Here is a 20,675-nt window from a genome sequence, read left to right on the forward strand (position 1 = left end):
GGCGCGGGACTGTCTCGGCGCGCGGCCGCGACCAGCCACGACGCTCCCCGGGCCGGGCGGCGGACGCCCAACCGGCGCGCTCTCCTCCGCATGTGAAAATCACCTCGCGCACGCCTCCGTCCCTCACATACAAAGCACCTCATGCTCTGGCTCCTTCTCCTGCTCCCCGCCTGGGCGCTCGCCGGTACGGCCTGTGCCCGCCTCTGCCTCGCGGCGGTGCGCGCCGCGGACTCGGACCCGGATCCCCAAGCGGTGGGCGCGGACCACGAACTGACCCTGTACGAGGCGGCGTTCCTGTCCGGCGGACCCCAGCGGGTCGCCGACGTCACCCTCCTCGCCATGGCCCGCCAGCGCCGCCTGCACCTCGCCCACACCGGCTGGGCCACCGTCGTCGACCCGCAGGGCCGGGACGACATCGAGCGGTCCGTCATAGGCGCGATCGGCCCCGACGGGCAGTCGCGCATCGCGCCGGTGCGCACCCGCACCGCCCGCGCCGACGCCGTACGACGCCTCGCCGACCGCCTCGTGCGCAGTGGTCTCGCCGTGCCCGACACCGGGGGCCTCACCATCGGCGCTGCGGTGCGCCAGGTGCGGGCCGCCGCGCTCGCCGTCGCGGTCCTCGGCGGCGCCGCGCTGCTGCTGCCCATCCAAGCCGGCACCTCGCGCCTGCTGGTCGGCCTGTGGTTCCTGTTGCCCCTCACACTGTCGCTGAGCTGCCTGGTCCTGGCCCGCTTCGAGGTGCACCCGTACTCGCCCTGGGCCTCCCCCGCCGGGCAGCGGCTGCTGGGCGCGCTGCTGCGGCGGCGCGGCGGCGCCGAGCGGCCGTTCCTCGTCCGGGTCGCGCTGCGCGGCATCCGCGCGATCGGCGAACCGGAGCTGCGCGCGGCCTTCACCCACCGCGACGCGCCACACCGGGACTAGCTAGCTAGAGCCTCTCGGGGGCGCACAGGCGCGTTGGCGGCCGACACCGCCCGTGCGGTGCTTGCCTTCCTCCGCGCGGGAACGAAACATCCGTGGTGTTCGCCGCCTCGCCGCGCCCGAAGGGATGCCGGATGAAAGCCTTCGCCCGCTGCTCGGCCGCCGCGTCCTTGCTGCTCACCACCCTGACCGCCGCCCCGGCGAGTGCCGCGCCGGGCCCGGTCGGCGCCGCCGCCGAGCTGCGCGGCACCATCGTCGCCGCCCTCCGCGCCCGCGCCACCGGAATCAACTACGGCGACTGCGACCCCGCCGAGGTGCCGGCCGTCCCGCATCCCCCGGCCGGCCTGCGCTGCGGCACCGTCTCCGTCCCCCTGGACTACGCCCGCCCGGACGGCGAGCAGATCGAACTGACCGTCAGCCGCACCCCGGCCACCGGCAAGGACGGCGGGCGCGCGGTCCCCCGGCAGGGCGCCCTCGTGTACAACCCCGGCGGCCCCGGCGCCTCCGGCATGTACTTCGCGCTGGCCGGCACGCTCCCCGTGTGGAAACGGATCGCGGCCGCGTACGACCTCGTCGGCTACGCCCCGCGCGGGGTGGGCCGCTCCGCGCCGCTGTCCTGCGAGGACCCGAGGCAGTACGGCAAGGCGCCCACCCTGGCGCCGACGCGGCCCTCTGTGTCGTACAAACGCCGGCGCGTGGCGGAGGCGAAGGCGTACGCCCGCGGCTGCGCCCGGCGCTCGGGCTCCGGGCTGCGCTTCTTCAACTCCCTGAACAACGCGCGCGACCTGGACGTCCTGCGGGCCGCGCTGGGCGAGGACCGGCTGACGTTCATGGGCGCGTCGTACGGCACCTACTACGGCTCCCTGTACGCGGCGATGTTCCCCTCCCATGTGCGCCGCATGGTGCTGGACGCCCCGGTGGACCCGGACCCGGCGAAGATCTGGTACCGCGGCAACCTCGACCAGTCGGCCGCGTTCGAGCGGCGCTGGGCGGACGTGCGGGACTGGATCGCCCGGCACGACGACGTCTACCGGCTCGGTGACACGCCGCGGAAGGTGCAGGCGAGCTACGACACCGCCGCCGCGCGGCTCGCCCGGAGACCGGCGGGCGGGAAGGTCGGGCCGGGCCAGTTGCAGAACGCGTTCCTGACGGCCGCGTACTACGACACCTACTGGCCGGGCCGGGCCGCCGCCCTCTCCGCCTATCTGCACGGCGACCCGAAGCCGCTGGTCACACTGGCCTCGCCGGATCCCAAGGCGGCCGCGGCAGCGGAGAACGGCGGCGCCGTGTACACGGCCGTCGAGTGCAACGACGCCCCCTGGCCCGCGAGTTGGGCGGTGTGGGACCGGGACAACACCCGGCTGGCCCGCCGCGCGCCCTTCGAGACCTGGGACAACGCGTGGATGAACCTGCCCTGCGCGTACTGGCCGGAGCCCCGGCAGCAGCCCCTGGACGTGCGCACCGGGCCCGGCGCGCTGCCCCCGGTGCTGCTCCTGGCGGCCGAACGGGACGCGGCCGCGCCGTACTCGGGGGCCCTGGACATGAACCGGCGGCTGGCCGGCTCCCGGCTGGTGACCGAGCGGGGCGCGGGCACCCACGGCATCGGCGGCGGCCCCAACACGTGCGTCGACGGCTATCTGGACGACTACCTGCTGAGGGGCCGCCTCCCGGCGCGGAACGCGTCCTGCGCGCCCCGCGCCGAACCCGTCCCCGGCCGAAAGCGGGCGGCGGGATGAGCGGGCCGGGCCTTACGCCAGCCCGGCCACCAGCTCGGCCACGTCCTTGCGGCGGCCCGTGAAGAACGGGATCTCCTCGCGGACGTGCATCCGCGCCTCGGAGGCGCGCAGGTGGCGCATGAGGTCGACGATGCGGAACAGCTCGTTCGCCTCGAAGGCGAGGATCCACTCGTAGTCGCCCAGCGAGAACGAGGCGACCGTGTTGGCGCGCACGTCCGGGAAGCCGCGGGCCATCTTGCCGTGGTCGGCGAGCATGCGGCGGCGGTCCTCGTCGGGCAGCAGGTACCAGTCGTACGAGCGCACGAAGGGGTAGACGCTCACGTAGTCGCGGGGCGTCTCGTCGGCGAGGAACGCCGGAATGTGCGAGCGGTTGAACTCGGCCGGGCGGTGCAGCGCCATGTTGGACCACACCGGCTCCAGCGCCCGCCCCAGCCTGGTGCGGCGGAAGAGGCTGTACGCCTCCTGGAGCTGGTCGCTGGTCTCCGCGTGCCACCAGATCATCAGGTCGGCGTCGGCCCGCATACCGGACAGGTCGTACGTGCCGCGGATCGTCACGTCCTTGGCGGCGAGCTGGTCGAACAGCTCCTGGACCTCGTCGGCGTAGCCCGCGCGGTCGGCCGGGAGCACGTCCTTCAGCTTGAAGACCGACCACAGGGTGTAGCGGATGACATCGTTCAGGTCCTTGGCCAGCTTGCCCTTGTTGGGGATCCTGCCGGACTCGGTGATGGGGGCGTCGTCACTCATGGCTCCTATTCTCCCGCTCCGCCGTGCAGGCTCTGCACCGGGTTGGCGGTCAGCTCCTCGACCCCGCGCAGATCACCGGACAGCTGGTCGACGGCCGCCTCGGCGCTCGCGACGCACGCGGGGATGCCCACGCCGTCGTACTGCGCGCCGCAGACCGCGAGGCCCGGAAGCTTGGCGATGTGCTCGCGGATCCGGGCCACCCGCGCGTGGTGCCCGACCGGGTACTGGGGCAGCCCGTCCCTCCAGCGGGTGACCCGCGTCTCGACGGGCGCGGCCTCGATGCCGGCGGCCTCGCGGAGGTCGTGCCGGGAGACCTCGACCAGGTCGGCGTCGTCCCGGCCGAGGACCGCCGTCTCGCCGTACCGCCCGACCGAGGTGCGCAGCACGACCGTGTCCGGGTCGTCCTCGGCGATCCAGCCCCACTTCTGGGAGGCGAAGGTGGCGGCCTTGATGGTGCGTCCGTCGACGGGCGGCACCAGGAAGCCGCTGCCCGCGGGCAGGGACAGGTCGGCGCGCCGGTAGGCGAGGGTGATCAGGGCCATCGAGGCGTACTCGACGGCGGCCAGCTCGGCGGCGGCGGCCGGGGACTCGGGGCGCAGCAGCCGGGCGGCGGCCGGGGCGGGTACGGCGAGCACCACGGTGTCGGCGTGCAGCCGCTCTCCGGCCGCGGTGATCCGCCAGCCGCCGGCGGGGTCCCGGCGCAGCTCGGTGACGGGCGCCCCGGTGCGGATCTCGCCGCCGCGCGCCCGGACGGACTCGGCGACGGCGAGCGGCAGGGTGCCCACGCCGCCCTCGATGCCCATGAACACGGGACCGCTCTGCTGGGCCGCGGCGGCCCTGGCCTGGATCTCGCGGACTCCCTCGGTCAGGGAGGCGTGCGCGCGGGCGGCCTGGAAGAGCTGGGGGACGGCGGAGCGCATGGAGATGCGGTACGCGTCGCCCGCGTACACCCCGCCGAGCAGGGGTTCGATCAGGCGGTCCACGACCTCGCGGCCGAGCCGGGCCGCCACGTACTCCCCCACCGCCACGTCGTCGCCGACTTCGGTGCGGGGCAGGACGGTGTCCTGTTCGATGCGGGCCAGGCCGTCCTCGGACAGGACACCGGCGAGCGCGGCGGCGGTGCCGGGCACGCCCATCACATGGCCCTTGGGCATGGGGCGCAGCGCGCCGCGGGTCCACAGGGCGGCGCTCGCCACGGCCGGGGGCTGGAGCCGGTCCCCGAGCCCTGCTTCGCGGGCGAGGGCGACGGCCTCGGGGCGGCGGGCGAGCATCGACTCGGCGCCGAGGTCGACCCGCACGCCCGCGATCTCGCCGGGCAGCAGCTTGCCGCCGACCCGCTCGGACGCCTCCAGGACCGTCACCCGCGCGCCGCGCGCCAGCAGCCGGTGGGCGGCGGCCAGACCGGCGATACCGGCTCCGATGACGACGGTGTGCCCCGAACTCGTACCCGTTGCGCTCATGGTGCCCACTCTCTCAGACCCCACTGACAGTGCGGACGGGGCCGTAGGTCCCGTGTCCCGTGGCGTCCCGGACCCTCTAGCGTGTTCCCATGAGCACGCATCAGGGGCGGGAGCGGCTGGTCGTCGTCGGCGGGGACGCGGCGGGCATGTCGGCGGCGTCGCAGGCGCGGCGCCTGAAGGGGCCGGAGGACCTGGAGATCGTGGCGTTCGAGCGCGGTCACTTCACCTCGTTCTCGGCGTGCGGCATCCCCTACTGGGTGGGCGGCGCCGTCTCCGGGCGGGACGAGCTGATCGCCCGCACCCCCGAGGAGCACCGCGGGCGGGGCATCGACCTGCGGCTGCGCACCGAGGTCACGGAGATCGACGTGGCGGGGCAGCGGGTGCGCGCGCGGGACGTGGATTCCGGCGCCGAGTCCTGGACGTCGTACGACAAGCTGGTGATCGCCACGGGGGCCCGTCCGGTCCGTCCGGAGCTGCCGGGCGCGGACGCCTCCGGGGTGCACGGCGTGCAGACCCTGGACGACGGGCAGGCGCTGATCGACACGCTGGCCGGCGCCGAAGGGCGGCGCGCGGTGGTCGTGGGCGCCGGGTACATCGGCGTGGAGATGGCCGAGGCGCTGATCGACCGGGGCTTCGAGGTGACGGTCGTCAACCGTGGCGAGGAGCCGATGTCGACCCTCGATCCGGACATGGGCCGCCTGGTGCACCGCGCCATGGAGGGGCTCGGCATCACCATGGTGAACGGCGCCGAGGTCACCAAGATCCTCACCGGCGAGGACGGCCGGGTCCGCGCGGTGGCCACCCAGCACGCCGAGTACCCGGCCGACGTGGTGGTCCTCGGCATCGGCGTACGCCCCGAGACCGCCCTCGCGCGCGCCGCCGGGCTGCCGCTCGGCGCGCACGGCGGGCTGCTCACCGACCTGGCCCTGCGGGTGCGCGGCCAGGAGAACATCTGGGCGGGCGGCGACTGCGTGGAGGTGCTGAACCTGGTCTCCGGTCAGGAGCAGTACGTCCCGCTGGGCACCCACGCCAACAAGCACGGGCAGGTCATCGGCACCAACGCGGGCGGCGGCTACGCGACCTTCCCCGGCGTGGTCGGCACGGCGGTCAGCAAGGTCTGCGACCTGGAGATCGCCCGCACCGGCCTGCGCGAGAAGGACGCGCGCCGGGTGGGCCTGGAGTTCGAGGCGGTCACCATCGAGTCGACCAGCCGGGCCGGCTACTACCCCGGCGCCTCCCCGATGACGGTCAAGATGCTCGCCGAGCGCCGCACCGGGCGGCTGCTCGGGGTGCAGATCGTGGGGCGCGAGGGCGCGGCCAAGCGGGTGGACATCGCGGCGGTGGCGCTGACCGCGCGGCTGACGATGGAGCAGATGACCGCCCTGGACCTCGGCTACGCGCCGCCGTTCTCACCGGTCTGGGACCCCGTCCTGGTGGCCGCGCGCAAGGCGGCACAGCGGGTGCGCGGAAGCTGACCGGCTCGGGCTCGTTCGGCGCGATCACTCGATTGGCGGCTGGCTCGCGGGGCACTACTCCTTCGTGGTCATCCCCGTCCATGACATCAACCCGGTGCGCCGCACCCCCTGGGTGACGTACGCCCTGATCCTCGCGAACGTCCTCGTGTTCCTGTCGACGCCCGGCATGCCCGGCTCGCTGACCGGTGCGGAGAATCTGGCGCAGCTGTGCCATCTGGAGGCCTTCATGGACCGCTTCGCGGCGGTCCCGAGGGAGCTGATCCACGGCCAGGTTCCCCAGCTCGTGCCGACGGGGCAGGTGGGCGTGGGCCCGCACGGCCCCGGCTGCGTGGTGGCCCCCCGCGGCTTCCAAAAGTCGCCGCCGCTGTCGGTGTTCACGGCGATGTTCGTGCACGGCAGCTGGCTGCACCTGCTGGGCAACATGCTGTTCCTGCTGATCTTCGGCAACAACGTCGAGGACCGGATGGGCCACATCCGCTTCTTCGTCTTCTACGTCGTCTGCGGCTACGCGGCCGGGTACGGCTTCGCGCTGCTCAACGCCGGTTCGGGCACCCCGCTGATCGGTGCGTCGGGCGCGATCGCCGGGGTGCTCGGCGCCTACCTCGTGCTGTGGCCCGGAGCGCGGGTGTGGGTGCTGGTGCCGTTCCTGGTGTTCCTGCCGCTGCGGCTGCCCGCCTGGCTGGTGCTGGGCTTCTGGTTCGTGCTCCAGGCCGTGTACTCGTCCGGGCAGGGGGTGTCCGGCGCGGGCACGGTGGCGTACGTGGCGCACGTGATCGGCTTCCTGGTGGGCCTGCTCATCGCCCTGCCGCTCAGGCCGGGCACCCCGCCCCCGCCGGAGCCGCCCGGCCTGCTGTTCGGCAGGCGCGCGCGGCCCTCCTACCCGACCTGGTGAATCAGCGGGCGCTCGCGGAGTGCACGTACTCCACGAGCCGCGTCAGCGCGTCGGGGTCGGTGCTGGGCATCACGCCGTGGCCGAGGTTGAAGACATGGCCCTCCAGGCCCGCGGCGGCGTCCAGCACCTCCTGCGCCTTGGTCTCGACGACCTCCTTGCCGGCGAACAGCACGGTCGGGTCCAGGTTGCCCTGGAGCGCCTTGCCGGGGCCGACGCGGCGGGCGGCCTCGTCCAGCGGGACGCGCCAGTCGACGCCGACGACGTCCGCGCCGGCCTCGCCCATCAGGCCCAGCAGCTCGCCGGTGCCCACGCCGAAGTGGAGGCGCGGGACGCCGTACCCGGCGACCGCCTCGAACACCTTCGCCGAGGCGGGCAGCACCGAGCGGCGGTAGTCGGCGGGGGCGAGCGCGCCGGCCCAGGAGTCGAACAGCTGCACGGCGGAGGCGCCGGCCTCGATCTGGACCTTGAGGAAGGCGGCCGTGATGTCCGCGAGGCGGTCGAGCAGGTCGGCCCACAGCTCGGGGTCGCCGTACATCATCGCCTTGGCGTTCTCGTACGTCCGCGACGGGCCGCCCTCGACCAGGTAGCTGGCCAGTGTGAAGGGGGCACCGGCGAAGCCGATCAGCGGGGTGGGGCCCAGCTCGCGGGTGAGCATCCCGACGGCCTCGGTGACGTACGAGACGTCCTCGGGGGTCAGGTCGCGCAGCCGGGCCAGGTCGGCGCGGGTGCGGATGGGCTGCTCGACGACCGGGCCGACGCCGGGCTTGATGTCCAGGTCGAGACCGATGGCCTTGAGCGGGACCACGATGTCGCTGTAGTAGATCGCCGCGTCCACGCCGTGCCGGCGCACCGGCTGGAGGGTGATCTCGGTGACCAGCTCGGGCCGCCTGCACGACTCCAGCATCGGAATGCCCTCGCGCACCTTGAGGTACTCGGGCAGGGAGCGGCCGGCCTGGCGCATGAACCACACGGGGGTGTGCGGCACGGGTTCACGCCTGCACGCCTTGAGGAAGGCGCTGTCGTACGTCGCGGTCGGCTGCTTGCCCCTCGGGGCCTCGTTGGCGGTCACGGGGAAAGTCTCGCATGCCGGTGTGGAGGGGCCGTGCACAGGCGGCGAGGACGTGCACGTCGCGGGGTGTCCTGCCTGCGCAGGGGCACGGTTCCCCTTACTCTTCCCCGCATGGCTGCGGCTCACGGACACAGGTCGGAAGGCGCTGACGGATTGGGCGACGTGAAGGACACCGAGGAGGCGGACCGGCACTCGGGTGCCGCGGGTCCGCCGGCGTTCCGGGCCGCGGTCGAAGCCCTGCGCGGCTGCCGGCTGCGCCCGCAGATCGAGGTGGAGCCGACCCCCGCGCCGCAGCGGCTCGCGCCGTACGCGTACGCGCTGGAGGCGGTGGTGGTCGACGGCGAGCAGGAGCTGGCCGACGGGCGCCTGGTGCTGCTGCACGACCCGGCCGGGCACGACGCCTGGCGGGGCACCTTCCGGCTGGTGACGCTGGTGCGGGCGGAGCTGGAGCCGGAGATGGCGGCCGATCCGCTGCTGCCGGAGGTGTGCTGGTCCTGGCTGACCGGTGCGCTGGGGGCGCGCGGCCTCGGCTACGGCGAGCCGAGCGGCACCGTCACGCGCGCGAGTTCGCACTACTTCGGCGGTCTCGCCGACCGGCCGGCCGCCTCGCAGATCGAGATCCGGGCGTCCTGGACGCCGCGCGAGGGCCTCGGCGGGGTGCCGGACACGGCCGCCCACCTGGTCTCCTGGTGCGATCTGCTGGCCCAGGTCGGGGGGCTGCCGCCAGCCGGTCCGGGCGACGCCTCGGTGGTGACGCTGCCGCAGCGCAGGGGTCCGCAGTCCCGGTGATGTGACGGCGGGTCACGACCGCCGTCCCCCTCCAGGGGGGCTTATTGACCATCTCTTTGTCGATACGGCCACATTGTGACCTCGAATCGCATCCACTCGAACCGATTCGATCTTCGGGTGATCGATCAGCTGTCCGAATTGCACGGATTGTTACTCACTAGATCGTGATCACTCTCTAAAGGCGGACACGTTTGCTGCCGAAGACGACTGTGACCTTGAAAGCACGGTTCGTCCCGGCTTCTTCCCCACAAGCCGGCCCCGTCCCCCCACCCAGGAGGCCTGGTGTCCGTTCTCCTTGAGCAACCCGCAAGCCTGGTCGCCTACCGCCCGAACAAGCCGACCGCCATGGTGGTCGTGGCCGACCCGCGTGTGCGCTCCACCGTCACCCGTCATCTGTGGGCGCTCGGTGTGCGCGACGTGATCGAGGCCTCGTCCATCGCGGAGGCTCGTCCCCGCATCGGCAACCCCCGCGACATCTGCGTCGCCGACGTCCACCTGCCCGACGGCTCCGGCCTGACCCTGCTCTCCGAGACCCGCGCCGCGGGCTGGCCCAACGGGCTCGCGCTCTCCGCCGCCGACGACATCGGCGCGGTCCGCAACGCCCTGGCGGGCGGGGTCAAGGGCTACGTCGTCACCGGCACCCGCACCAACATCGGGCTCCCCACCCGCCCCGGCGCCGCCCCTCTCGGCGCCGCCGCCCGTATGCACCGCCGCCCCCCGGGTGCCCCGAGCCACCCGGGCGGCTACCGCGAACTGTCCGGACGCGAGGTCGAGGTGCTGCGGCTGGTCGCGGAGGGCCAGTCGAACAAGGCGATCGGCGTGTCCATGGGCCTGTCCGCCCTCACCGTGAAAAGCCACCTCGCCCGCATCGCCCGCAAGCTGGGCACCGGCGACCGGGCCGGCATGGTCGCCGTGGCCCTGCGCACCGGGATCATCCACTGACCCTCCCCCCGCTCCCCGCCCTTTGATCTCCTCCTGCCCCGCCCCACTCCCCTGCCCACCGGCCACGTCCGCAAAACGGCCGTTTCACCCCCGTGAACCGGCGATTTCACCGGGCTGACTGGTTTACGACCCCTCGGTGCCCGTCGACGGAACGTTCCGGCGACGGGTGCTGTCCACGCATGGATACCCTTGACAGGTGACCGACGCCCAAGACACCGCAGCAGACAGCACCCGGCGCAGCCATGGAGACACCCCTCCCGACGACGCCGGATCTTCTGTGACGGAGGCGCCGACACCCCTTCTCGAGCCCCGCGAGGGCGTTCCGCCCGTCGTCGCCGACGAGGCCGCGCTCGCCCGGGTGGTCGCCGCCTTCGCCGCCGGCTCCGGGCCGGTCGCCGTGGACGCCGAGCGCGCCTCCGGGTACCGCTACGGCCAGCGCGCGTACCTGGTGCAGCTGCGCCGCGAGGGCGCCGGCACCGCGCTGATCGACCCCATCGCCTGCCCCGACCTGTCCGCGCTCGGCGAGGCGCTGTCCGGCGTGGAGTGGGTGCTGCACGCAGCCACCCAGGACCTGCCGTGCCTGCGCGAGATAGGCATGCTCCCCACCCGGCTGTTCGACACCGAGCTGGCCGGGCGGCTCGCCGGGTTCCCCCGCGTCGGCCTCGGCGCCATGGTGGAGAGCGTCCTCGGCTTCGTCCTGGAGAAGGGCCACTCCGCCGTCGACTGGTCCACCCGCCCGCTGCCCGAGCCGTGGCTGCGCTATGCCGCGCTGGACGTCGAACTCCTCGTGGACCTGCGCGACGCCCTGGAGAAGGAGCTCGACCGCCAGGGCAAGCTGGAGTGGGCCCTCCAGGAGTTCGACGCGATCGCGAGCGCCCCGCCGGCCGAGCCCCGCAAGGAACCGTGGCGCCGTACGTCCGGGATGCACAAGGTACGGCGGCGCCGGCAGCTGGCGGTCGTACGGGAGCTGTGGGAGACGCGGGACCGCATCGCGCAGCGGCGGGACGTCTCGCCGGGCAAGGTGCTGCCGGACGCGGCGATCGTGGAGGCGGCGCTGGCCCTGCCGGGCAATGTGCACGCGCTGGCCGCGCTGAGCGGGTTCGGGCACCGGACCGGGCGGCGGCAGCTGGAGCAGTGGCAGGCGGCGGTGGACCGGGCGAAGGTAATGCCCGAGTCCGAGCTGCCGCAGCCGGGGCAGCCGGTGACGGGTCCGCCCCCGCCGCGGGCGTGGGCCGACAAGGACCCCTCGGCGGCGGCGCGCCTGTCCGCGGCGCGGGCCGCGGTGACGGCGCTCGCCGAGCGGCTGTCCATGCCCCAGGAGAACCTGATCTCCCCGGACACCGTCCGCCGGCTGTGCTGGCAGCCGCCCGCCGTGGTCGACGCCGGGTCCGTCTCGGCGGCGCTCACGGGGTACGGGGCGCGGCCGTGGCAGGTGGAGCTGGTGACGCCGGTCCTGGCGGCCGCGCTGTCGGGGAAGGGTGCCTGAAGCGCGGGCGGGGTGCCTGAGCGCCGGGCGGCCGGCGGCGTACGGCGGCCGTGGGTCGTCGTGGGGTGCCCGCGCGGTTCCCGCGCCGCCGCGGGGGCGGGACCGGGGCGTCGTAATCGCGCCAAGATGGCGGCCACCAGTGTGACCTTCGCCGCTACCCGACGGTGGACTGGGCAGCTACATTACTCACAAGTAGCATGGGCTTAAGCAAGCGCTCAGCGTCCCGCACCATGGAGGAGAGCCATCGTGCCTCGTACCGTCAGGGACGTCGTCTTCGTCGACGGCGTCCGCACCCCGTTCGGCAAAGCGGGCCCGAAGGGCATCTACCACGAGACTCGTGCCGACGACCTCGTCGTCAAGGCGATCCGGGAGCTGCTGCGCCGCAACCCCGGACTGGACCCGAAGAAGATCGACGAGGTCGCCATCGCCGCGACCACGCAGATCGGGGACCAGGGCCTGACCCTCGGCCGCACCGCGGGCATCCTCGCGGGTCTGCCCCAGTCCGTGCCCGGTTACTCCATCGACCGCATGTGCGCCGGCGCGCTGACCGCCGTGACGACCACCGCCGGCTCGATCGCCTTCGGTGCCTATGACGCCGTCATCGCCGGCGGTGTCGAGCACATGGGCCGCCACCCGATGGGCGAGGGCGTGGACCCGAACCCGCGGTTCGTCAGCGAGAAGCTGGTGGACGAGTCGGCCCTGTTCATGGGCATGACCGCGGAGAACCTGCACGACCGCTACCCGAGCATCACCAAGCAGCGCGCCGACGAGTACGCCGTGCGCTCGCAGGAGAAGGCCGCCAAGGCGTACGCCGACGGCAAGATCCAGCAGGACCTGGTGCCGATCTCGGTGCGTCGCACCACCCCCGAGACCGGTGAGACCGGCTGGGGCCTGGTGACCGCCGACGAGCCGATGCGCCCGGGCACCACCCTGGAGAACCTCGCGGGCCTCAAGACGCCGTTCCGCGTGCACGGCCGGGTCACCGCGGGCAACGCGGCCGGTCTGAACGACGGTGCCACCGCGTCGATCATCGCGTCCGAGGACTTCGCCCGCGAGCACGGCCTCCCGGTCAAGATGCGTCTGGTCTCCTACGCCTTCGCCGGCGTGGAGCCCGAGGTCATGGGCTACGGCCCGATCCCGGCCACCGAGAAGGCGCTCGCCAAGGCGGGCCTGTCCATCTCCGACATCGGCCTGTTCGAGATCAACGAGGCCTTCGCCGTCCAGGTCCTGGCCTTCCTCGAGCACTACGGCATCGCGGACGACGACGCGCGCGTCAACCAGTACGGCGGCGCCATCGCCTTCGGCCACCCGCTGGCCTCCTCCGGCGTCCGCCTCATGACGCAGCTGGCCCGCCAGTTCGAGGAGCAGCCGCACGTCCGCTACGGCCTGACCACCATGTGCGTCGGCTTCGGCATGGGCGCGACGGTCATCTGGGAGAACCCGCACTTCGAGGGGGACAAGTGAGCACCACCGAGCTTCTCGAGCAGGCCGCGAGCCTGTTCCCCGACGAGGTCGTCACCAGTGCGCACGTCCGCCACTTCGACCTCCCCTCCGGCGCCGGCCGCTTCGCGCTGATCACGCTGGACAACGGCCTGGACCACACCAAGCCGACCACCTTCGGGCCCGCCTCGCTCGCCAACCTGAACGCGGCGATCGACCAGGTCGAGAAGGAGGCCGCCGAGGGCGCGATCGCCGGTATCGGCATCACCGGCAAGCCGTTCATCTTCGCGGTCGGCGCCGACCTCAAGGGCGTCGAGCTGCTGAAGGAGCACGAGCACGCGCTCGCCATCGGCAAGGGCGGTCACGAGGTCTTCAAGCGCCTCTCGGGCCTCGCCGTGCCGACCTTCGCCTACTACAACGGCGCGGCCATGGGCGGCGGCGTCGAGGTCGGTCTGCACTGCACCTACCGGACCGTCTCGCAGGCGATCCCGGCGTTCTCGCTGCCCGAGGTCTTCCTCGGCCTGGTCCCCGGCTGGGGCGGCTGCACCCTGCTGCCGAACCTGATCGGCGCCGACAAGGCCGTCTCGGTCATCATCGAGAACTCGCTGAACCAGAACAAGCAGCTCAAGGGCAAGCAGGTCTTCGAACTCGGCATCGCCGACGCCCTGTTCGAGGGTGCCGACTTCCTGGAGCAGTCGCTGCTGTGGACGGCGAAGGTTCTCAAGGGCGACATCACGGTCGAGCGCCCGGAGGTCGACCGCGGCGAGGCCTGGGACCAGGCCGTCGCCAAGGGCCGCTTCATCGCCGACTCCAAGGTGCACGGCGCCGCCCCGGCCGCCTACCGCGCCCTGGACATCATCGAGGCCGCCAGGAACGGTGACCTCCAGCAGGGTTACGACGCCGAGGACCAGGCGCTCGCCGACCTGATCATGGGCGGCGAACTGCGCGCCGGCATCTACTCGTTCAACCTGGTGCAGAAGCGCGGCAAGCGTCCCGCGGGCGCCCCGGACAAGAACCTGGCCCGCCCGGTCACCAAGGTCGGCGTGGTCGGCGCCGGTCTGATGGCCAGCCAGCTCGCGCTGCTGTTCCTGCGCCGCCTGGAGGTGCCGGTCGTGCTGACCGACATCGACCAGGAGCGCGTCGGCAAGGGTGTGGGCTACGTCCACGCCGAGATCGACAAGCTGCTCGGCAAGGGCCGTATCAACCAGGACAAGGCCAACCGCCTCAAGGCGCTGGTCACCGGTGTCCTGGACAAGGCCGAGGGCTTCGCGGACGCGGACTTCGTCATCGAGGCCGTGTTCGAGGAGATGAGCGTCAAGCAGAAGGTGTTCGCGGAGGTCGAGGCGGTCGCCCCGGCGCACGCGATCCTCGCGACGAACACCTCCTCGCTGTCGGTGTCGGAGATGGCCGCCAAGCTCCAGCACCCCGAGCGGGTCGTGGGCTTCCACTTCTTCAACCCGGTCGCGATCCTGCCGCTGCTGGAGATCGTCCGCGGCGAGCAGACCGACGACGCCTCCCTGGCCACCGCGTTCGCGGTCGCCAAGAAGCTGAAGAAGACCGCGGTGCTGGTCAAGGACGCCCCGGCGTTCGTCGTGAACCGCATCCTGACCCGCTTCATGGGCGAGATCCAGAACGTCATCGACGAGGGCACCCCGGTCGAGGTCGCCGAGAAGGCGGTCGAGCCGCTGGGCCTGCCGATGTCCCCGCTGGTCCTGCTCGAACTGGTCGGCCCGGCGATCGGCCTGCACGTCTCGGAGACCCTGAACCGGGCCTTCCCGGACCGCTTCACGGTGTCACCGAACCTCAAGGCCGTGGTCGAGGCCGGCAAGCGCGGCTTCTACGTCTACGACAGCGGCAAGCCCGAGCTGGACCCGGAGGTCGCCGCGCTCCTCAAGCAGGGCGATGTCGCCCTGACCGAGGAGCAGGTGCGCGAGCGCGTCCTGGACGCGGTGGCGCAGGAGATCGGGCTCATGCTGGACGAGGGCGTCGTGGCCGAGGCCCAGGACATCGACCTGTGCCTGATCACGGGCGCCGGCTGGCCCTTCCACCTGGGCGGCATCACGCCGTACCTGGACCGCGAAGGCGTCTCGCAGCGGGTGAACGGCAAGCCGTTCCTGGCTCCGGGCGTGGCGAGCGTCCCGGCGTAACACCGGCGGCACCGACGTGCAGGGCCCCCGCCCCGGCGGGGGCCCTTTCGCACGTCCACCCGGCGGGGCCCAGCCGCAGGCGCGCCCCGGCAGCCCTGGCCGGGTCGGCCCCCATGACGGCCAGGACCCGCCGGTCCGGGCAGGGGCTGAGGCGGTCCGCCTCGCCTCCAGCACGAAGCCCATCCACCCGGCCGGGCCCAGCCACAAAGGCGCCCCGCCAACCCTCAACAGATCCGCACCCAAGGCGGCCACGACCCACCGAGACGGCCGCGGACTCACACGACCCGCCACGCCCCCAACCCAAACCCCACCCACCCGGCCTGAGCAGACCGGCGCCCAGGGCGACCAGGGCGCGGGCTCAGGCGGTCCGCCATGCCTCCAGTGCGAGGCCCGGCTCGTCCTTGCGGCGGGTCAGCAGCAGCCGGCCGGTCGACGGGGAGAGCGTCGCGGCGACCACCCGGCCGTCCGCGTCCGTCGCGAGGGACACCCGCGCGTCCACCGTGAGCGGCGGGCCCGACTCGGTCCACCAGGCGCCCGCGGACTCCAGTTCGCTCGGGTAGGCGGCGAAGGCGACACGGCCGGTGGCCGAGCGCTGGGCCAGCAGGGTGCAGTCGTGGCCGTCGAGGTCGCAGCGGACGGCGCTGACCGGGCCGTGGCCCGCGGCGGGCAGCAGGGTGACCGGCTTGCCGCCGGGCCGCCAGGCGCACAGTCCGCCGTCGGTGCCGGTGTAGTAGAGCGTCGTACTGCCGGCGGACGTGGCGAGGGCGTACAGGCTCCCCGGACGCACCGGCGCCGTCAGGGACTCCTGGAGGACCGGCTGCGCGCCGGGGGCCTCCTGACGCCAGTACAGGACGCCCTCGGGGCCCGCCGCGTACAGCTCGACCCTGCCGGACTCCCCCGCCACCGCGGCGAGTCCGTCCTGGACGCCCTGGCCGCCGAGGTCCCGCCAGGGCTCCCAGCCGCCCTTCTCCTTCTGCGCGAGCATGCTGACGCCGCCGCCCTTGTTGCGCACGAAGACATGGGCGCGGCCCTCGGCGTCCACGGCGACGGCGGGCCGGCCGGCGCGGTCGCCCTTCTTGTCGGGGTGGCCGACCGGGCTCCAGTCCAGGGCGGCGAGGTGGGCGCGGAAGTGGGTGGAGTGCACGAGGCCCGACTCGCCGTTGCCGGTGGGCCGCCAGGACACCAGGTGGGCGTAGCCGTCCGCGCCCTGGCCGAGGGCCTGGACGGGATGCAGTTTCTGTTCGCCGCCGACCTTGCGCGGACCGGTCCAGGGGCCGCCGGGGGCGCTTTCCGCCCGGCACAGCAGGGCGTCGCCCGACGACTGGTAGACACTGAGCCGGCCGTCTCGGCCGCGAAGGAGCCAGTCTCCGTTCACCCGGTCACTTTAAGCCGGGGCCCTGAGCGCCCGGCGGACGGGGCACCATGGCGAGTATGACGAACACCCCGGACACCACCGCCGCCCCGGACCCGGCCCTGCCCCTGCTCATCGTGGACGGCGCCAATGTCGTCGGTTCCGTGCCCGACGGCTGGTGGCGGGACCGGCGCGGGGCCGCCGAACGGCTGCGCGACCGTCTGGTGGCGTACGCCGGTTCGGGTACGGCGGAGCTGCCCGGCCCGCTCGAACTGGTGCTCGTGGTCGAGGGTGCCGCGCGCGGGGTGGCGTCGGTACCGGGTGTGCGGGTGGTGGAGGCGTCCGGGAGCGGGGACGACCGGATCGTGGAGCTGGCGGCGGAGGCGGCGGGCCGGGTCTGCCTGCTGGTCACCGCGGATCGTGAACTGCGGCGCCGGGTGACGGAGCTGGGCGCGCGGGTGACCGGGCCGCGCGCGGTGCTCGGCTGACGCCCGGCGGGGTACGGCGACGGCGGCGCGGGTCACGACATCGGTGGCGCGGGCTCCGGCTCGGGCTGCTCGGGGTGGGCGAGGCGGCTGTGCGAGCGGCCGTAGAGGAAGTAGACGATGAAGCCGATCACCATCCAGATGGCGAACCGCAGCCAGGTCTCGGCGGGCAGATTGAGCATCAGCCAGAGCGTGGCGCACACGGACAGGATCGGGATGAACGGCACCCAGGGGGTGCGGAAGGCGCGGGGCAGGTCCGGTCGCGTCCTGCGCAGGATGATCACACTGATCGCGACGACCACGAAGGCGAACAACGTGCCGATGTTCACCAGTTCGGCGAGCTCGCTGAGGCTGGTGAAACCGGCGACGATCGCGATGATCACCCCGAGCAGGATGGTCGGCCGGTGCGGGGTCCGGAACCTGGGGTGGACCCGCGAGAAGAACCGCGGCAGCAGCCCGTCCCGGCTCATCGCGAAGAACACCCGCGTCTGGCCGAGCAGCAGGATCAGGCAGACGGTGGTCAGTCCGATCGCGGCGCCGAAGCTGATCACGCCCGCGTACCAGGGGTGCCCGATGGCCTTGAAGGCGTCGGCGAGCGGGGCGTCCACGGACAGCCGGGTGTAGTTCTGCATGCCGGTGACGACGACCGAGACGGCCACGTAGAGCACGGTGCAGATGATCAGCGAGCCGAGGATGCCGCGCGGCACGTCCCGCTGCGGGTTGCGGGTCTCCTCGGCGGCGGTGGCCACGATGTCGAAGCCGATGAAGGCGAAGAACACCACCGAAGCGGCGGTGAAGATGCCCATCACGCCGAAGTTGGCGGGCGCCCAGCCGAACATCAGCTGCACCAGCGGCGCCTTGAGGCTGGCGCCGGCCGGGACCGGCTGGGCCGGCGGGATGAAGGGGTGGTAGTTGCCGGTGCGGACGAAGAAGGCACCGGCGATGATCACGATGAGCACGACGGCCACTTTGATCGCGACGACCAGCGAGGTGATCCGGGCCGACAGTTTCATGCCGAGGACGAGGATCGCGGTCAGGACGAGCACGAGGAGCGCGGCGAGGATGTCGAAGCCGAAGCCGTGGGCGCCGTCCCGGCCCGAGAGGTAGCCCGGCAGGTGCCAGCCCGCGTTGTCCAGCAGTGAGCGTATGTAGCCGGACCAGCCGACCGCGACCACCGCGGTGCCGAGCGCGAACTCCAGCACCAGGTCCCAGCCGATGATCCAGGCGGGCAGCTCGCCCAGGGAGGCGTAGCTGAAGGTGTAGGCCGAGCCGGCCACCGGCACCGTGGAGGCGAACTCGGCGTAGCACAGGGCGGCGAGGGCGCAGACCACACCGGCGGCGACGAAGGCCAGGGCGACCGCGGGACCGGCGTTGTTCTTGGCGACCTGTCCGGTCAGCACGAAGATACCGGTACCGATGATCACACCAACGCCGAAAACGGTCAGATCGAGCGCGGAGAGCGACTTCTTGAGCGCATGCTCCGGTTCCTCGGTGTCCCGGATCGACTGCTCGACGTTCTTCGTCCGGAAGAGCGAGCTGCTCACGTTGCTGCCTCCCACGCTTGTCGTCCTCGACCTGGTCGACTTGATCGAGAGGACCGGGACGCGAGTGCCCCGTGACAGGCAGGCTTACGCAAGCGGGCCGGTTCCGCCACCGCAAGGAGGGGCGGAACCGGCCCGGTTGGGGGCGCTGGTCCTAGTCGCGCGCGGATTCCACGGAGTCCACCGGGTCCGCCGTACGGTCGAACCGGCCGTCCAGCTTGGCGACCAGCCCGGTGACCTGGCGGGCGATGTCGGGCGCGGTGAGCCCGATCTCGGCGAGCACCTCGGCGCGGGAGGCGTGGTCGAGGAAGCGCGGCGGGATGCCGAAGTCGCGCAGTGGCACGTCGACGCCCGCGTCGCGCAGCGCCTGCGCGACGGTGGAGCCGACGCCGCCGACCCGGCTGTTGTCCTCGACGGTGACGACGACCCGGTGCCGCTCGGCCAGCGGGGCCATCGCCTCGTCCACGGGCTTGACCCAGCGCGGGTCGACCACGGTGGTGGAGATGCCCTGCTTGTCGAGCAGGCCGGCGATCTCCAGGCACATCGGGGCGAGGGCGCCGACGGAGACGAGGAGCACATCGGGCCGTTCGGTGCCCGCCTCGCGCAGTACGTCCATGCCGCTGACCCGGCCGACGGCGGGGACGGCGGGGCCGACCGCGCCCTTGGAGAAGCGCACCACGGTCGGCGCGTCCTCGACGGCGACGGCCTCGCGCAGCTGGGCGCGCACCTGGTCGGCGTCGCGCGGCGCGGCCATCCTGAGGCCGGGGACGACCTGGAGGATCGACATGTCCCACATGCCGTTGTGGGAGGCACCGTCGGTGCCGGTGACGCCGGCCCGGTCGAGCACGAAGGTGACGCCGCACTTGTGCAGGGCCACGTCCATCAGGACCTGGTCGAAGGCGCGGTTGAGGAAGGTGGCGTAGACGGCGAAGACGGGGTGGACGCCGGCGTGGGCGAGGCCCGCGGCGGAGACGGCGCCGTGCTGCTCCGCGATCCCGACGTCGTACACGCGTTCGGGGAAACGTTTGGCGAACTTGTCGAGGCCCACCGGCTGGAGCATGGCCGCGGTGATGGCGACGAGGTCCTCGCGCTCCTCGCCGAGCTTGACCATCTCCTCTCCGAACACGGAGGTCCAGTCGGCGCCGGACGCGGCGATCGGCAGGCCGGTGTCCGGGTGGATCTTCCCGACGGCGTGGAAGCGGTCGGCCTCGTCCTGGAGGGCGGGCTGGTAGCCGCGGCCCTTCTCGGTGAGGCAGTGCACGATGACCGGGCCGCCGAACCGCTTGGCACGCGACAGCGCCGACTCCAGCGCCTCGATGTCATGGCCGTCGATCGGGCCGACGTACTTCAGACCCAGGTCCTCGAACATGCCCTGCGGGGCGATGAAGTCCTTCAGGCCCTTCTTGGCGCCGTGCAGGGTCTCGTAGAGCTGCCGGCCGACGACGGGGGTCTTCTCCAGCACCTCGCGGGTGCGGGCGAGGAAGCGCTCGTAGCCGTCGGTGGTGCGCAGGGTCGCCAGGTGGTTGGCGAGGCCGCCGATGGTGGGGGCGTACGACCGCTCGTTGTCGTTGACGACGATGACGAGGGGGCGGTCCTTGGCGGCGGCGATGTTGTTGAGCGCCTCCCAGGCCATGCCGCCGGTCAGCGCGCCGTCGCCGATGACGGCGGCGACATGACTGTCCCGCTTCATGAGCTGGTTGGCCTTGGCGATGCCGTCGGCCCAGCCGAGCACCGTGGAGGCGTGGCTGTTCTCGATGACGTCGTGCTCGGACTCGGCCCGCGCGGGGTAGCCGGAGAGGCCGCCCCTCATCTTCAGCCGGGAGAAGTCCTGCCGGCCGGTGAGGAGCTTGTGCACATAGGACTGGTGGCCGGTGTCGAACAGCACCTTGTCCTTGGGGGACTCGAACACCCGGTGCAGGGCGATCGTGAGCTCCACCACGCCGAGGTTGGGGCCGAGGTGTCCGCCGGTCTTGGAGACGGCCTCCACCAGGAAGGTCCGGATCTCCCCTGCCAGCTGGTCCAGCTCCTCCAGGCTGAGCCGGTCCAGATCGCGCGGTCCCGTGATGCGGGTCAGCAGCGGCACCCGTGCCTCCTTGCAATAGAGCTGATCGAGCTTGCCGGGCTCGCCAGAGTCTAACTTTCCGGCGGCGCCCGGCATGAACGTGCCCGGCACCTTTGCGGCGCCGGGCACGTGGAGTTC

At 72.8% G+C, this 20,675-nt stretch carries 16 protein-coding genes; 10 read left to right on the forward strand and 6 right to left on the reverse strand.

From position 1 onward, the window contains the following. Window positions 1-141 precede the first annotated feature (141 nt). Window positions 142-921 carry a TIGR04222 domain-containing membrane protein gene (locus ACE4Q9_RS07460; RefSeq protein ID WP_397983436.1) on the forward strand — a complete coding sequence of 260 codons (780 nt, stop codon included), beginning with the start codon at window positions 142-144 and terminating at the stop codon, window positions 919-921. Window positions 922-1,052: 131 nt separating this feature from the next. Further along, entirely contained in the window at window positions 1,053-2,654 is a 1,602-nt protein-coding gene (locus ACE4Q9_RS07465; protein WP_397983437.1) for an alpha/beta hydrolase, read from the forward strand. A gap of 12 nt (window positions 2,655-2,666) precedes the next feature. Here ACE4Q9_RS07465 and hemQ read toward each other — a convergent pair whose 3' ends face one another. Further along, window positions 2,667-3,398 carry a hydrogen peroxide-dependent heme synthase gene (gene hemQ / locus ACE4Q9_RS07470; protein ID WP_397983438.1) on the reverse strand — a complete coding sequence of 244 codons (732 nt, stop codon included), beginning with the start codon at window positions 3,396-3,398 and terminating at the stop codon, window positions 2,667-2,669. A 5-nt stretch (window positions 3,399-3,403) separates the two neighbouring features. Continuing rightward, the gene (hemG, locus tag ACE4Q9_RS07475) at window positions 3,404-4,858 is read right to left on the reverse strand and encodes a protoporphyrinogen oxidase (RefSeq protein WP_397983439.1); all 1,455 of its coding nucleotides are present in this window, start codon (window positions 4,856-4,858) and stop codon (window positions 3,404-3,406) included. Between the two features lie 89 nt (window positions 4,859-4,947). Here hemG and ACE4Q9_RS07480 point away from each other — a divergent pair, with 89 nt between their 5' ends. Next, entirely contained in the window at window positions 4,948-6,333 is a 1,386-nt protein-coding gene (locus ACE4Q9_RS07480; protein ID WP_397983440.1) for an FAD-dependent oxidoreductase, read from the forward strand. Between the two features lie 64 nt (window positions 6,334-6,397). Then, entirely contained in the window at window positions 6,398-7,225 is an 828-nt protein-coding gene (locus ACE4Q9_RS07485; protein WP_397983441.1) for a rhomboid family intramembrane serine protease, read from the forward strand. Window position 7,226: 1 nt separating this feature from the next. Here ACE4Q9_RS07485 and hemE read toward each other — a convergent pair whose 3' ends face one another. Further along, window positions 7,227-8,294: a uroporphyrinogen decarboxylase gene (gene hemE / locus ACE4Q9_RS07490; RefSeq protein ID WP_397983442.1), complete on the reverse strand. Its 1,068-nt coding sequence runs from the start codon at window positions 8,292-8,294 to the stop codon at window positions 7,227-7,229. A 111-nt stretch (window positions 8,295-8,405) separates the two neighbouring features. On the opposite strand from hemE, the gene ACE4Q9_RS07495 reads away from it, so the two are divergent. The 5 genes from ACE4Q9_RS07495 (at window position 8,406) to ACE4Q9_RS07515 (ending at window position 15,098) form a co-directional block, all read left to right on the forward strand. Further along, a complete protein-coding gene (locus ACE4Q9_RS07495; protein WP_397983443.1) occupies window positions 8,406-9,083 on the forward strand; it encodes a DUF3000 domain-containing protein in 678 nt (225 codons plus the stop codon). Between the two features lie 282 nt (window positions 9,084-9,365). After that, window positions 9,366-10,025, forward strand: coding sequence for a response regulator transcription factor (locus ACE4Q9_RS07500; protein ID WP_030777669.1), 660 nt, complete (start codon window positions 9,366-9,368; stop codon window positions 10,023-10,025). Window positions 10,026-10,221: 196 nt separating this feature from the next. Then, window positions 10,222-11,511 carry a ribonuclease D gene (locus tag ACE4Q9_RS07505; RefSeq protein ID WP_397983444.1) on the forward strand — a complete coding sequence of 430 codons (1,290 nt, stop codon included), beginning with the start codon at window positions 10,222-10,224 and terminating at the stop codon, window positions 11,509-11,511. A gap of 246 nt (window positions 11,512-11,757) precedes the next feature. Further along, entirely contained in the window at window positions 11,758-12,975 is a 1,218-nt protein-coding gene (locus ACE4Q9_RS07510; RefSeq protein WP_397983445.1) for a thiolase family protein, read from the forward strand. After that, a complete protein-coding gene (locus tag ACE4Q9_RS07515) occupies window positions 12,972-15,098 on the forward strand; it encodes a 3-hydroxyacyl-CoA dehydrogenase NAD-binding domain-containing protein (RefSeq protein WP_397983446.1) in 2,127 nt (708 codons plus the stop codon). Before ACE4Q9_RS07510 ends, ACE4Q9_RS07515 begins: the two co-directional genes overlap by 4 nt. A 358-nt stretch (window positions 15,099-15,456) precedes the next feature. Here ACE4Q9_RS07515 and ACE4Q9_RS07520 read toward each other — a convergent pair whose 3' ends face one another. Next, window positions 15,457-16,473 carry a hypothetical protein gene (locus ACE4Q9_RS07520; protein WP_397983447.1) on the reverse strand — a complete coding sequence of 339 codons (1,017 nt, stop codon included), beginning with the start codon at window positions 16,471-16,473 and terminating at the stop codon, window positions 15,457-15,459. A gap of 56 nt (window positions 16,474-16,529) precedes the next feature. Here ACE4Q9_RS07520 and ACE4Q9_RS07525 point away from each other — a divergent pair, with 56 nt between their 5' ends. Continuing rightward, on the forward strand, window positions 16,530-16,937 hold the full coding sequence (locus ACE4Q9_RS07525) for an NTP pyrophosphohydrolase (RefSeq protein WP_397983448.1): 408 nt from the start codon (window positions 16,530-16,532) through the stop codon (window positions 16,935-16,937). A 32-nt stretch (window positions 16,938-16,969) separates the two neighbouring features. Here the strand turns inward: ACE4Q9_RS07525 and ACE4Q9_RS07530 are convergent, their stop codons facing one another. Then, complete coding sequence (locus ACE4Q9_RS07530) at window positions 16,970-18,478, reverse strand: amino acid permease (RefSeq protein ID WP_397983449.1); 1,509 nt, start codon at window positions 18,476-18,478, stop codon at window positions 16,970-16,972. A 151-nt stretch (window positions 18,479-18,629) separates the two neighbouring features. Continuing rightward, on the reverse strand, window positions 18,630-20,558 hold the full coding sequence (gene dxs / locus ACE4Q9_RS07535; protein WP_397987148.1) for a 1-deoxy-D-xylulose-5-phosphate synthase: 1,929 nt from the start codon (window positions 20,556-20,558) through the stop codon (window positions 18,630-18,632). Window positions 20,559-20,675 lie beyond the last annotated feature (117 nt).

The organism is Streptomyces sp. AM6-12 (assembly GCF_044327085.1).
Lineage (GTDB): Bacteria > Actinomycetota > Actinomycetes > Streptomycetales > Streptomycetaceae > Streptomyces.